This window comes from Paraburkholderia hospita (assembly GCF_002902965.1).
In the GTDB taxonomy this organism is placed as follows: Bacteria; Pseudomonadota; Gammaproteobacteria; order Burkholderiales; family Burkholderiaceae; genus Paraburkholderia; species Paraburkholderia hospita.
Window position 1 is genome coordinate 3,102,528 of record NZ_CP026106.1, and the last position, 13,205, is coordinate 3,115,732.

Genomic DNA, 13,205 nt, shown 5'->3' on the forward strand with positions numbered 1-13,205 from the left:
CGCAAAAGGGGGCGCACTGCGCCCCCTTTTTTATTGCACTCCACTCACGCACAACCGATCAATGAAACCCGCGTGAGCAGCGTCACGCACGTTCAGCTCGACACGTACGCGACATAAGGCCCAGCACCCGCCGACGACGCCGGCTGACCCGAAATGCCGTAGTACATATGCCGACCGTAGAAGAACGGCATGCCGATGTCGAGCGCATTGAACATCGAAACGCCCAGGTTATTGAACGCGTAGTTGCCGGAATTGATCAGCGTGACGCCGTTGCTGACGTTGAACTTGACGGTTGCCGTGGCGGAATTGGCCGCCGTGAAGACAGCCGACATTCCCGTCGGCGCGGCCGGCGTGTAGAAGCCGTTCGATGCCTTGGTCAGCGCCGTGCTCTGGAAGTACAGACCGCTCGATCCTGAATCGAAGAATGCCGTCTTGCTGTACGTGCGTCCTTCGAACACAGCATCCATATCTCCCGCGATAGTAGTCGGCAAGATGGTCGCGTTGGTGCCGCTCAGCGCATTGTTCGATTGCGTGTCGATGCCGAAGACGAGCGTTCCCGTTGCCGTTGCAGCACCCGTATCGGGCACTTGCGCCATCTCGACGATCACGCCGTTGTTATCGGTCGTGAACTTCGTCACGGGGTTGGTCACCTGATTGGGGATCGTCACCTGCGCCGGCGTGCAGCTCGAACCCGTACACACGTAGTAAGCACCCGCGACGAGGCTGTTCTGACAGTTGGCGCCGCAATCGTTCGGCGACGTGCCGATACCGAGAATGCCATTCGCGCCGAGCGCCGTGGGCGTCGTCATGTTGGTGCCGACAAGGCAACCGTTGACGCCCGTCGGAATGGTCGCGGCCAGTGACGGATCCGCGATCACCTGGATCGGCACGTTCGGCGCGACTTCGCTCGACAGGCTCACATCTGCCGTACGCACCGTGCCCCATGTATTGCCCGAACCGAACGACTCGCATTCCGCAACGGTCTGAGCGCCTTGCACCTGCTGCGTCAAATTGCTCAACGTCGATGTCGGAATGACGGAAGCGAACAAACGTAGGCCGAACGACTCCGTATCGACGAGCACGTTGTCGATCGTCGAGCAAGTCACCCCGATGCCGCCGCTACCCGGCGCGCAAACCTTCACGCTCACCATCGGGAAGTTCCGCACGCTGCTGAACGACGAAACGACGATAGGCACCGTATTCGCCGAGCCCGACGACACGGGCGTCGCCGTCGGATCGGCGAACGCGGTGCTCACTGCCGCGGGCGTCGACGTGCCGGACGCGCTGCTGGTCGAGGTGTTCGACGAACCCCCGCCTCCGCCGCATCCAGCCAGCGCCACACACATGCCGCTGACGGCAAGAATCCATTTCAATGCACGCATTTTCAGTCCCCTCGCCTTATTGGATATCGTCGCTGCTCACGCCAGCGGGAAGACCCGTCGGCAACCACGCACGTCCGACGTACGCGCCCATATGGCCGCCCGTCTGGACTACGACATCCGAACGCTGCACCGTCGCGGGACCGAATGCGCTGCCCTGCTGCGCATGCTGCTGATTGACGGTGTCGAGGTAGCCCGCAAAGTAGCTGCCCAGCAGCGAGCTGAGATCCGGCATGTGAGGGCCGTGCCAGGACACGGCGAAGACCACGCCCGATTGACCGACGTACTCGCGCACCAGCGTGCCGTCGGTGAGCGTCGCTTCGCTGACGGTGTAGGGCACGGCCGTTGCGCTCAGGCGCATGACAGCCTGAGTGGAGCTTGTGGTCGTTGTTGCGGTGTAGGTGGGAGACGAGCCAAGTGCCGCGTGAGCGGAAAGGCAGTTGGCAAATGCGGCTGCTGCCAACAGGCATTGCAAACGTAACTTCATTCAAGTCCTCGGTTTATTTTTTCTTCGATTGAAGCCAATCCCCGTTCGCTCACGACATGCGAGCGATTTGATATTTTGCTTCCATCGCATCTTTAAAGGCACTACTACCACTTAGATCTTCATTCATGCTTTTTGCATTTATCCCGCATTGGCTAAATGCATGATGGAGATCAAACTCTGTTAACGGTATGAGGGTTTTAAACTGAAGGGAGACGCGAGAGAAAAACCGGGTTCGCTTGCAATATCTGCATTGCAAAATGAGCGGTAATTTCAAACAGACAGCAGAATGAAATGAATAGAAAGATTAAATTAATCTTTCGGACACTGGACTGTCGCCATGCAATGCGGCTTTAAAGATGCTTTATCCGTACGAGGAAATGGTTTGAGAAGCGCGCGCAAACAACAACGGCGCGCTGCCCGAAAGCAAGCGCGCCGTTTTATTCGTTCTTGTTAGAGAGCCTGAACCGACGGACCATCATGTGTCGTCGATTCGACGACGATGTCTCCCCGATCATGTTCGACCTTCGCATTGCGATTCAGCTCGGCGCCAACCTCGCGCGTGCCTGAAGCCGATACAGATTCCGTCATGGTGTCCAGGGAAGGCGTGAGATAAATAACGACAGATCGCACAAAAACTCCGTTTGGCACCAAGCGGCCATTTTAACGCATGCGGCCGGGGCCGCCCGCGTTTGTGCGATCGGCAGACGAACGAAATCAGGACGACGCCGGACGACGCCGTCCTCATGCATCGACGGAAAGCGCCGTCTCTAGTGGCGCATCGACTCCGGCAGCGACAGCAGCAACGCAGTCACATCCATGTCCTCGTCGAGTTCAGGCCAGATCAGTTGCTGCTTGTCGATCGAAATGGCGAAGTGTTCGCGCTCCGCTTCGGTTGCCGCAGCGAGCGTGGGAAACCAGTTGAGTGGAAACTCGACGGCGCGGCCGTCGGATAGGTCGAGAAACAGGTGTGCACTATCGAAATGCACATCGACGGCATCGGCACGCATGATTGCCTCCCGCAGGGGTCCACTCAAACGATAGTCGTGCCAGCCCCGCGCTTCAAGCGCATTGCACGGGGCACGAACAGAAAAAATCGCGGCGGAGAAACCGCTTACAGTTCGGGCCGCGCGAGATCATGTTCGACGATATGCTCGCCGTACACCTGCGCCGCAGCGAGCGCTTCTTCTTTCGTTGGATAAGGACCGAGATCGGGCGCGCCGTCGAACGGAAAGAGCAGGCGCCCGTCCGTCTTGCGCACCACGCGCAGCACGCCGAAAAAGCGCCGGTAACCGGCGAGCTTCGAGCCTGCGCTGACTTCGAAATCGCCCTCGGTCTTGCCGGGCACACTGGGAATGAAACTGCTCATGATGACTTCTTGAATGCGTGAACTATCGTGCGAAAGGCGCTATTTTCGCACGCTCACTGTGAGCGGTTCATGTCAGGGCCACATGTTCGTTCAAGCGGGCATTCAACGGTGCGTTGACGCGTCGCCGGGCCGTTCGTTGATGTACGTCGCGACGTCGCGCTGCTCCAGTGCGTCCCCCAGCTTCATGCGCAGGAAACTGCTCGTCGTGTAGCGCGTAACGCTCGAATAGAACTGGTTGACGAGCTTCGTAATGGTTGTCGAATAGATGTCGATCAGCTCGGGATTGATAGAAAAATTGTCGTAATTGACGATTGCCTGCGGCTTGAACCGCACACCCGACAGAAGCGATGCGACCTGCTGCCAGATCGCGTCGATCTGATCCTGCGTCGTCACCTGCAAGCCCTCGAAGTTGACGAAGAACATGTTCTTCTCCGCGTCGTAATTGAAGCGCTCTTCGAGCGGCAGGCAAAGCAGCAGCGTGCGCAGTCCCATCGGCGCGTCGCGAAAGATGCGCTCGTCCATCAGGCGCGGCGGGCGCTCGATGATCGGCTTGAAGCCCATCTGCGCGACGATATCGTTCTCCACGTCGACGCCGGGCGCCACTTCCGTCAGTTCGAGTCCACGCGGCGTCAGCGTGAACACGCAGCGCTCGGTGATGTACAGCACGTGCTGCCCGCGCTTCGCGGCATATTCGCCGCTGAACGTGCGATGCTCGACTTCATCGACGAACTTCTGGCTCTTGCCTTCGCGTCTGATCTTCAGGCGCCCGTCTTCGATCGCGACGTCCAGATTGCCCGCGTTGAACGTGCCGACGAACACCACGCGCTTCGCGCTCTGGCTGATGTTGATAAAGCCGCCCGCGCCCGCGAGTTTCGGCCCGAATTTGCTGACGTTGAGATTGCCCTGCCGGTCCGCCTGCGCGAGCCCGAGAAACGCGAGGTCGAGACCGCCGCCATCGTAGAAATCGAACTGATACGGCTGATCGATGATGGCCTGCGTATTCGTCGCCGCGCCGAAGTTCAGCCCGCCCGCCGGAATGCCGCCGATCACGCCCGGCTCCGTCGTCATCGTGAACAGATCGATCACGCCTTCTTCGTTCGCGACGCTCGCAATGCCTTCCGGCATGCCGATGCCCAGATTCACGACGCTATTGGCCATCAGTTCCATCGCCGCGCGGCGCGCGATCACCTTGCGCTCGGTCAGCTCCATCGCCGCCACGGAACTCGCGGGCACGCGCAGTTCGCCGGCGAAGGCAGCCGAATACGGTTCGGCAAACGTCTGCCAATGATGCTCGGGCCGTGCAACCACCACGCAATCGACCATGATGCCGGGTATCTTCACCTCGCGCGGATTGAGCGTGTTCGTATCGGCGAGCCGCTCGACCTGCACGATCACGACACCGCCGGAATTGCGCGCGGCCATCGCGATGGCCAGCGCTTCGAGCGTGAGCGCCTCGCGTTCCATCGTGACGTTGCCGTTCGCGTCGGCCGTGGTGCCGCGGATGATCGCGACGTCGATCGGAAAGGTCTTGTAGAGCAGATACTCGCTGCCGTCGATGTCCATCAGCCTGACGAGACCTTCCACCGTGCGGCTGTTCAGCTTGCCGCCGCCGTGGCGCGGATCGACGAAGGTGCCGAGGCCGATTGTGGACAGATGCCCCGGCTTGCCCGCGGCGATATCGCGGAACAGGTGCGAAATCACGCCTTGCGGCAGGTTGTACGCCTCGATGCGGCCGTCGATAGCGAGTTGCTGCAGCTTCGGCACCAACCCCCAATGTCCGCCGATCACGCGCCGCACCAGCCCTTCATGCGCGAGATGATTCAGCCCTTTCGACTTGCCGTCACCCTGGCCGGCGGCGTACACGAGCGTCAGGTCGAGATGCGCGCTCGACGCATCGGGCGTGCCCAACGCGCCCGGTCCGCCTGACGTCGCCGCGTTCGCATCGAAGAAACGCTCTTCGAGCGCGATCGCGACTTCCTCGGCGAAACCGACGCCGACGAAACCGCCCGTCGCGAGCGTGTCGCCCGCACGGATCAGTTCGACCGCGGCGCGCGCGCTGACGACCTTGTTGCGCCCGACCTTGCGCTCGGTCACGGGAAACGGGTACTGGAATACGGCGCGCATGGGGTCTCCTTTTTTGTTGACCAGATTCAGCGCTTCAGCGTCCCATGCAAGATGGTTGCTACCGGTTCGTACAACGCCGTAGCGGGTTGCGCCACTCAAGGTGCAACCGGCAGGCGCGCGCGGTTGTTTTTTGCGGTGCCTGACCATGCAATTTAGCAAGCCGCAGAGCGATCGTCAGCATTTATTGGCAGCGGCGTTCAGGCATCCGGATTCGCCGAACCGGCGTTCATTTAAAAGCGACTCACATATTTCTTTTCGCCGCTTTTTTCGATGTTGCGAGAAAGCTTAGGTAAGCAGAGCTTTTCCATTGAGCGTCATTTCTTTGCTAAAACGATGCATCGCGCATTTCGAAAAGGTATTCGGCATGCGCGCCGTTGCGTGACCAACGATGAGGTAGTTCGACCCCTCAAAAACAGGCACAATCGTATGGGCTAAACAAATGCACCGGCGCGCCGTAAACGTAGACAGCAGCGCCGTCCGCAAGCGCAGCAACAATTACCGCCGAAGCGGCTGGCCACCATGAAAGGCAACACACTTCCCCACCCGATCGACGCACGATGCGCGGCGCGCGTGAGTTCGCTCACGTCCGCGGCACGCACTGCGTTTATTACGGCGCCGCTTTTGCGCCCACTCCGCGCATTGCGCGCGCATTAAGGCGAGTCCGGATATGCCGACGAGCCTCACGTTGAAATGGCGCCGTGCGCTGCGTCGGCACGGCGAAGACACGTCGCGCCAGGACCAGCACTTCCTCGCGCTGCTGCTCGACGCATGGTCGAACCGCCGGCCGGTTGGCCCGTTTGGCTTCACTATCAGCGTCGCCACGGGGATCGGCGCGGGTGCGGCGAGCATCGCATTGCAAATGGCCCTGCGCGGGCCGGCGAGCGCGCCGTTCAGCGTGCAGGTCGCCGTCGGCGCGACGGTGGGCGCCATCGCGATGATCGCGACGCGCCAGCGCTTCGCCGCGCAAAAAGCGCGACAGGCGGCGACCACGGCACTCGCCAGTTCGTTTCTCGATGCGAGCCGTGATTGCGTCAAGCTGCTCGACCTGCAAGGGCACATGCTGCGCATCAACGACTACGGCGCGACGCTGATGGAAGCGGCGTCGCCCGTGCAACTGGCGGGCGCGGACTGGCTCGGCTTCTGGAAAGGCGACGACAATGACGCCGCGACGGCCGCTTTCAGGAGCGCGCTGAACGGCACGCCCGCCTCGTTCCGCGGCAGTTGCACGACGACCACAGGTCAGCCGAAGTGGTGGGATTCGCAACTCATTCCCGTGAAAGACCATGCCGGTAAGGTCGTCGCCGTGGTCTGCGCATCGCTCGACATCACGAGCCAGACGCAACTGCTCCAGCAACTGCGCGCGAAAAGCGAGCTGATGTCGGAGATGGAAGCGCACGTCAAACTCGTGTTCTTCTCGTACAGCGCGAACTTCGAATATTTCCATTACATCACCGCGGGTTCATCGAACGTGTTCGGTATCGAGCCGGACGAGTTCATGCGCAATCCGAACGGCTGGCGCGAACTCGTCGTGCCGGAAGACCGTGCCGCGCTGCAGGCGGAGATGGTGCGCATCGTGGCCGAATCGACGGAAGGCCGCGCACAGTACCGGATCAGAAAAGCCGACGGCTCGGTGCGCTGGCTGCGCAGCACCGGCTACCCGGTGCTCGACGACAAAGGCAATGTGCTGCGCATCGTCGGCATCACGGAAGACGTCACAGTCGAGCAGGAGCGCATCGCGGAACTGGACCGCCTCGCCTACACCGATTCGCTCACGGGCCTCGCGAACCGCGCCGCGCTGCTGCGTGAAATCGAAAGCCGCTGTGCGGCGGGCAGGCCGTTCGGCCTGATGTTCGTCGATCTCGATCGCTTCAAGGTGCTCAACGACACGCTCGGCCATCTCGCCGCCGACCATCTGCTGCGCAACGTCGGCGGCATCATTCGCCGCTCGCTGCCGGGCGACGCGTATGTCGCGCGTCTGGGCGGCGACGAGTTCGCGGTGCTGATCGGCAGTGTGGTCGACAAGGCGGGGCTCGAAACACAGGCGAAGGCGCTGCTCGGCGGGCTGTCGGAAAACCGGCTGCAGGACAGCGCGGGCGCGTTCATCACGGCGTCGATCGGCATCTCGATCTACCCTGAGCATGGCAGCGGCCACGACGCGCTGCTGTCGAGCGCCGATGTCGCGATGTACGCGGCGAAGAAAACCGGCCGCAACGGCTATCAGTTCGCGGGCAAGGAGGCGGCGCGGACCATCGGCGACTTCGAACTCGAGCGCGACGTGCCCGAGGCGCTGAAGACCAATCAGTTCTTCCTGCACTTCCAGACCATTCACGAGCCGCATTCGCTCGCGGTGCATAGCGCGGAAGCGCTGATCCGTTGGCAGCACCCCAGGCGGGGCAAGATTTCACCGGGCGATTTCATTCCGCTGCTCGAAGAAACCGGCTTTGTCGAGGACGTCGGCGTCTGGGTACTCGACAACGCGCTGCGCCAGCTCGCCACGTGGCGTCAGGCGGGCTCGATGAATCTGGGTGTGTCGGTGAACGTTTCGGCGCGGCAACTGGGCAGCGAGCAGATCGTGCGCGAGGTGGACCGCGCGCTCAAGCAGTTCGGCATTCCGCCTGGCAAGCTCGAAATCGAGCTGACGGAAACCGCGCTGATGAAGAACCCGAAGCAGGCGCAAAAGTCGATCGTCGAACTGAAGCGGCTCGGCGTGTGCATCGCCATCGACGATTTCGGCACCGGCTACTCGAGCCTCATGTATCTCGCCGATTTCGAGCCGCACACGCTGAAGATCGACCGGCATTTCACGTCGAAGATCGAGCACGATCCGACGACGCAAACCATCGTCGAAGGCGTCATCGGCCTTGCCCACAAGCTGGGTATCAAGGTGATCGCGGAAGGCGTCGAGGAAGCGGCGCAGCTCGATATTCTGCGCCAGGTGAACTGCGACTATGTGCAGGGCTATCTGCTCAGCCGGCCGCAGGCGCCCGAAGGACTGATCACACCGCCGTGAAACCGCGCGCTTGTCAGAACCTGTGCCGCAGGCCCGCGCCGATCAGCACCTGATTGTGGCTCGATGAAGGATCGGTCGTATTGATGACGGCCGGCGCGCCCGACGACGAGCGCTGATAGATCGCCTCCAGATACGTGTCCGTGCGCTTCGAAAACTGATAGTCCGCCTGCACGCCGCCGTTGTGCCAGTGCGAGGTCGATCCCTTCGTGTACGTGTACGAGCCTGCGAGCGCAACCGTCGGCGTCAACTGATAGACGCCGTTGACTTCGTAGTTGGAAAAGCCGACGGACGGCGCCACGCCGCCCGTGTCGATCACGGTCACGCCAGTGAAGGTGGAGCGCGACCACGCCGCCGCCATCGTGAAGTCGCCGATCGCGTAGCTGATGCCGACGCCGTAGGTGTTCTGCGTCTGCACGGCGGCGTCGAATACACCGGTGGCGCTAGGCAGCACGACGGGCTCATACGCGCCCGTCGACGAATTGCCGCGCCCGTTCGCATGCAGATACGCGGCGCCCGCATTCAGCGCGCCCGCCTGGTAGTTCATGCCGAAGCTGTACGCACGGTTGTTCGCAAACTGCCCGGCCGTGTTAGAGAACGCGTACATGCCGCCGAGCGACAAGCCGCCGAACGACGGACTCGCATACTTGACCGAGTTCGCCGCGAGATAGGTGTTGTTCGCGTTGTCGTTGTCGAACGGATGGGCGAACGCGGTGCCGCCCGTGCCGCCAGTCAGCGTGAACGGCGCGAAATAGTCGTGAACGAGGTCGTACTGATGGCCCAGCGTCAGCGTACCCGCCTGCTCGTTGCCGAGCCCGACGTAATACGGGTGGTCATTGAACATCTCGCCCGAGGTCACGGAAAAACCGCGTTCGAGCCGGAAGATCGCGCGATAACCGCCGCCCAGATCTTCGATACCCTGCAAGCCCCAATAGCTGCCGTCGACGAGACCCGACGTCGCCTTCCATTGAGAATGCCCGCCAGCGTTGCTGATGTATGCGAGGCCCGTGTCGAGCTCGCCGTACATCGTGACACTGCTTTGCGCGTGCGCGCCCGTGGCGAGCGAGAGGAGCGCGGCGCTCACGGCCGCTGCGACTTTCTTGTTGATCTTGTTCGCGGACATGCTTGGCTTCCCTGAGTTGAGTCGGTTTGGCCTTGGAAGGCGACCTTTTATAGGAACAACAGCCACACGCACAAGGGGAGCGGGTCGAACTTCGCGGAACCACTCCGTAAGCTAGATTACGAAATGCAAGTAAGTCCCATTATCAGATTCGCGCGAAACGGAAGTAAAGCGAAAACAGCGTGCCGCGCCGCAGTCGGCGCCGGGTATCGCGCCAGGGCACGCCAGGACGGGCCCGTCACGAAAGCGTACGCCCAATATCCGGCGCCCGGCGTTGTTTTCATGCGACGCCAGGCGCTCGTAATCGACACGACAGCGTCGGTTTTGAAAGCGGCGGCGCCGAACTCGGTGTTATCGGCGCGAGCGCGATTTACCTGAGTCAAATACCAGGAAAACCCTAAAGCATCAGGGGTCAATGCCGTTAAGCCTTACAGAACCATTCGGATGCGGAGGCATCCGGCAGTCCAAGGAACGTCATGCGCAACAATCAGCCTGTCACCCAGAACGAGTACGACTACCCGCCTTCGCAGATGCTCGTTTCCGCAACCGACCTCAAAGGCAAGATCCAGTACTGCAATCCCGCCTTCATCGCCGTGTCCGGCTACAGCCGCGACGAACTGATCGGCCAGCCGCACAACCTGATTCGCCATCCCGACATGCCGGCCGAAGCCTTCGCCGACATGTGGACGACGATCCGCGCCGGCCGCCCCTGGTCGGCGTTCGTCAAGAACCGCCGCAAGAACGGCGACCATTACTGGGTGCGCGCGAGCGTCACGCCCGTCGTCGAGAACGGCACGCCCGTCGGCTACCTGAGCGTGCGCGTGAAGCCGGATCGCAACCAGATACGCGCGGCGGAAGCGCTCTACGCGAAGATGCGCGCGGGTGCGGCGCGCGGCGTGCGGCTGCATCAGGGCGAGGTCGTGCGCACGGGGCTGGTCGGCAAGCTGCACGCGTTGATGCGCCTGCCCGTCGCGATGCGCGCCACGATCGGCTACATGGTCGCGCCCGTCGCGCTGCTTGCAGCCGGCCTCGCGGCGTGGGGCGGCACGCCGCCGCTGCCGTTCTGGATCGCGTTCGGCGTGACGGCCGCGGTGAGCGGCGCTGCCGCGCAGTTGCTGTCGCGCCACCTCGGTCAGCCGGTCGATGCGATGGCGTCGTTCGCCACGCGCATGGCGGCAGGCGACCTGACCGCCGATCTGGCCATCGCGCGTCACGACGATCTCGGCGACGTGCTGCAGGCGCTCAACCAGCTGAAGGCGAACCTCGCCGCAATCGTCTCCGACGTGCGCGCGCAGATCGGCGGGATGCTCGACGCCGCACACGAAATCTCGACAGGCAATCTGGATCTCGCGCGCCGCACGGAAATGCAGGCGGCGTCGCTGGAAGAAACGGCGGCGACGATGGAGCAACTGACGACCACCGTGCAAGCCAACGCCGACGCGACCGTGCGTGCGCTCGATCTCGTCAAGGATGCGCAATCGGCGGCGGCGACGGGCGGCAAGGTCGCGCGGCAGGTCGAGCAGACGATGGCGGGCATCACCGAGGCATCGAAGCGCATCGCCGACATCACGGGCGTGATCGACGGCATTGCGTTCCAGACCAATATCCTCGCGCTCAATGCCGCCGTCGAAGCGGCGCGCGCGGGCGAGGCGGGCCGCTCGTTCGCCGTCGTCGCGAGCGAAGTGCGCATGCTGGCGCAGCGTTGCGCGGCGTCCGCGAAGGAAATCAAGCAGGTGGTCGATACGACGGTGAACGAGGTGGCGCAAGGCACCGAACTCGTCGCGCGAACGACGGCGCAGATGGCCGTGATCGATCAGGCGGTGGCGCGCGTGTCGTCGCTGATTGTCGAGGTGGCGAACGCGAGCAGCGAACAGGCCGACGGCATCGGCCAGGTCAATCAGGCCGTGTCGCATCTGGACAGCGCGACGCAGCAGAACGCCGCGATGGTCGAGCAGGCTGCGGCGACGGCGCAACGTCTCGCGGAACAGGCCGACGTGCTCGACGAAGCCGTGCGCCTGTTCACCGTCGCGGGCGCGCAGGACGCGGGCGGCGCGGCCAGCAAAGCCGCGCGCCCCGCGGCCAGGGCGTTGCGCAACCCGGCCGCGCCGGTTCACGTCGCGCGCGCTGCCGTCGACGAAGACGCTTTGGTCTGATGGATCATCGTTACTACCATCTCGACAGCGCGCATTTGTCCGATAAAGATACGTTCGTCAGCGCCCAGGATTGTGTACGGGCCGGCTGACCCGAGTAACAACGGCGTTTACGCGGCCCGCCCTCTTTTGGACGGGCTATTTTTTTGGTGCGGCTCGTTCACGCTTTCCTTGCACGAAGACGCACCGCGAGACGCGTTCAACCGAACGCGAGCAATTCCAGCTGTTGCGGCGCTTTCGACATCGGCCGCTCCAGCGTCAGCAGCGCTTCCTTCCGATGCAGCCCGCCCGCGTAGCCGGTCAGGTCGCCCGCGCTCGAAATCACGCGATGACACGGCACGATGATCGATACGGGATTGCGCCCGTTGGCCGCGCCGACCGCGCGCGACGCGGAAAGCGGCAAGCCGAGCCGCCGCGCGATGCTGCCGTAGCTCGCCGTCTCGCCGTACGGAATCTGCACGAGCTGGTCCCACACGTCACGCTGGAACGCGCTGCCCAGCATTCTTAAAGGCACAGTGAACGCATGGCGCTCACCCGCGAAGTATTCGTCGAGCTGCTCGCGCGCCTGATGCAGCACGCGTGACGCGTTCGCAGCGGCAAGCGCGCCGTCGGCAGCCGGAAAATACTTCTGTCCGACGAAGTACACGCCCGTCAGTGCGTCGTCTTCGGCGCGCAGCAACATATCGCCCAGCGGGCTTGGCATCGACATGCATTGCTTCATGACATCCTCCTGCATGGTCGAAGGCCGGGTGGCAAAATCAGCGCGGCCTTCTGAATGCGTCCACTGTATCGCACCGGCAAGCGGCGCTGCCTCCCGGATCTTGCTGATCGAAACCCATCACACGCGCGCGTCACCGCAATGACAACGGGCAGACGTACACCGCGAACCTGCGCGAAACCCGTGCCTTGCACCGCCCAAAACCCGCGCGACACCCCTATCCGCTGCTACGCAAAAAAATCGCGGCACCCCGCCAGGAGCCGCGCCGGCCTTATATTTGCGTGCACCGCAGCGTCCCTTCGCTGCATCGCGCACGCCTCGCCCGCATAATCCGGGGAGTGTGAGCGCCACGCGACAGACGGCGCGCGGTACTGCCCTTACAATGCCTGTTCGGCAACGTTGTTCAATCACGCAAGAGGGAATTTTCGATGCGCACCACCGGGTCTTCCGGGGCAATGGCCCTGCTCACCGAGCACGACGACGCAACGGGTCGCGAACTGCGCACACTGCGCCTCGAATCGACAGAAGACGGGAAAGGCATACTTCTGATCGAAGTCGATGAACGCAAGCCGGGCATTCACCGTGAAGTGCGTTATGAAATCACGCCTGCAGAACTGATCGCAGCCATCCGCGCGCATGGCGCCGAGCTACCGGGCGAGCAGCATAACCACCGTCAATAATTCGCTGCAGTCATCAATGGCCATACGAAGAGTGCGCGGCGCAGGTTGAATCAGGCGCCGCGCCTCTTGTTTTTTGCGCAGTCACCATCATCTTTGACGCCTCGACGAACGTCGCATGGCGTTCACCGAGCGTACCAAAGCCTTTCCGCCGAAGACCGAGGCGACAGGCGCTTT

11 protein-coding genes are annotated in these 13,205 nt (G+C 62.6%); 3 read left to right on the forward strand and 8 right to left on the reverse strand.

The features are described 5' to 3' along the window. Window positions 1-92: 92 nt before the first annotated feature. The 6 genes from C2L64_RS32410 to C2L64_RS32430 form a co-directional block, all read right to left on the reverse strand. Window positions 93-1,382 (reverse strand): DUF3443 domain-containing protein, encoded by a 1,290-nt coding sequence (locus tag C2L64_RS32410; RefSeq protein ID WP_007587716.1) that lies wholly within the window; start codon window positions 1,380-1,382, stop codon window positions 93-95. 16 nt (window positions 1,383-1,398) lie between these two features. Continuing rightward, window positions 1,399-1,866 carry a DUF2844 domain-containing protein gene (locus tag C2L64_RS32415; RefSeq protein ID WP_039901354.1) on the reverse strand — a complete coding sequence of 156 codons (468 nt, stop codon included), beginning with the start codon at window positions 1,864-1,866 and terminating at the stop codon, window positions 1,399-1,401. Window positions 1,867-2,316: 450 nt separating this feature from the next. After that, window positions 2,317-2,454, reverse strand: a complete 138-nt coding sequence (locus C2L64_RS53495; RefSeq protein ID WP_158660548.1) for a hypothetical protein — start codon at window positions 2,452-2,454, stop codon at window positions 2,317-2,319. 179 nt (window positions 2,455-2,633) lie between these two features. Then, the gene (locus tag C2L64_RS32420; protein ID WP_007587719.1) at window positions 2,634-2,873 is read right to left on the reverse strand and encodes a DUF2442 domain-containing protein; all 240 of its coding nucleotides are present in this window, start codon (window positions 2,871-2,873) and stop codon (window positions 2,634-2,636) included. 104 nt (window positions 2,874-2,977) lie between these two features. After that, window positions 2,978-3,232, reverse strand: coding sequence for a DUF6723 family protein (locus C2L64_RS32425; protein WP_007587721.1), 255 nt, complete (start codon window positions 3,230-3,232; stop codon window positions 2,978-2,980). Window positions 3,233-3,334: 102 nt separating this feature from the next. Continuing rightward, window positions 3,335-5,356, reverse strand: coding sequence for an acyl CoA:acetate/3-ketoacid CoA transferase (locus C2L64_RS32430; RefSeq protein WP_007587723.1), 2,022 nt, complete (start codon window positions 5,354-5,356; stop codon window positions 3,335-3,337). 667 nt (window positions 5,357-6,023) lie between these two features. On the opposite strand from C2L64_RS32430, the gene C2L64_RS32435 reads away from it, so the two are divergent. Beyond that, the gene (locus tag C2L64_RS32435) at window positions 6,024-8,366 is read left to right on the forward strand and encodes a putative bifunctional diguanylate cyclase/phosphodiesterase (protein WP_007587725.1); all 2,343 of its coding nucleotides are present in this window, start codon (window positions 6,024-6,026) and stop codon (window positions 8,364-8,366) included. Window positions 8,367-8,379: 13 nt separating this feature from the next. Here the strand turns inward: C2L64_RS32435 and C2L64_RS32440 are convergent, their stop codons facing one another. Further along, window positions 8,380-9,486 (reverse strand): porin, encoded by a 1,107-nt coding sequence (locus C2L64_RS32440; RefSeq protein WP_007587726.1) that lies wholly within the window; start codon window positions 9,484-9,486, stop codon window positions 8,380-8,382. A 473-nt stretch (window positions 9,487-9,959) separates the two neighbouring features. Here C2L64_RS32440 and C2L64_RS32445 point away from each other — a divergent pair, with 473 nt between their 5' ends. After that, on the forward strand, window positions 9,960-11,636 hold the full coding sequence (locus C2L64_RS32445; RefSeq protein ID WP_007587727.1) for a methyl-accepting chemotaxis protein: 1,677 nt from the start codon (window positions 9,960-9,962) through the stop codon (window positions 11,634-11,636). Window positions 11,637-11,832: 196 nt separating this feature from the next. On the opposite strand, the gene C2L64_RS32450 is transcribed toward C2L64_RS32445, so the two are convergent. After that, window positions 11,833-12,354 (reverse strand): methylated-DNA--[protein]-cysteine S-methyltransferase, encoded by a 522-nt coding sequence (locus C2L64_RS32450; protein WP_007587729.1) that lies wholly within the window; start codon window positions 12,352-12,354, stop codon window positions 11,833-11,835. Between the two features lie 425 nt (window positions 12,355-12,779). Between C2L64_RS32450 and C2L64_RS32455 the strand changes: the two genes are divergently transcribed. After that, a complete protein-coding gene (locus tag C2L64_RS32455) occupies window positions 12,780-13,031 on the forward strand; it encodes a hypothetical protein (protein WP_007587731.1) in 252 nt (83 codons plus the stop codon). Window positions 13,032-13,205 lie beyond the last annotated feature (174 nt).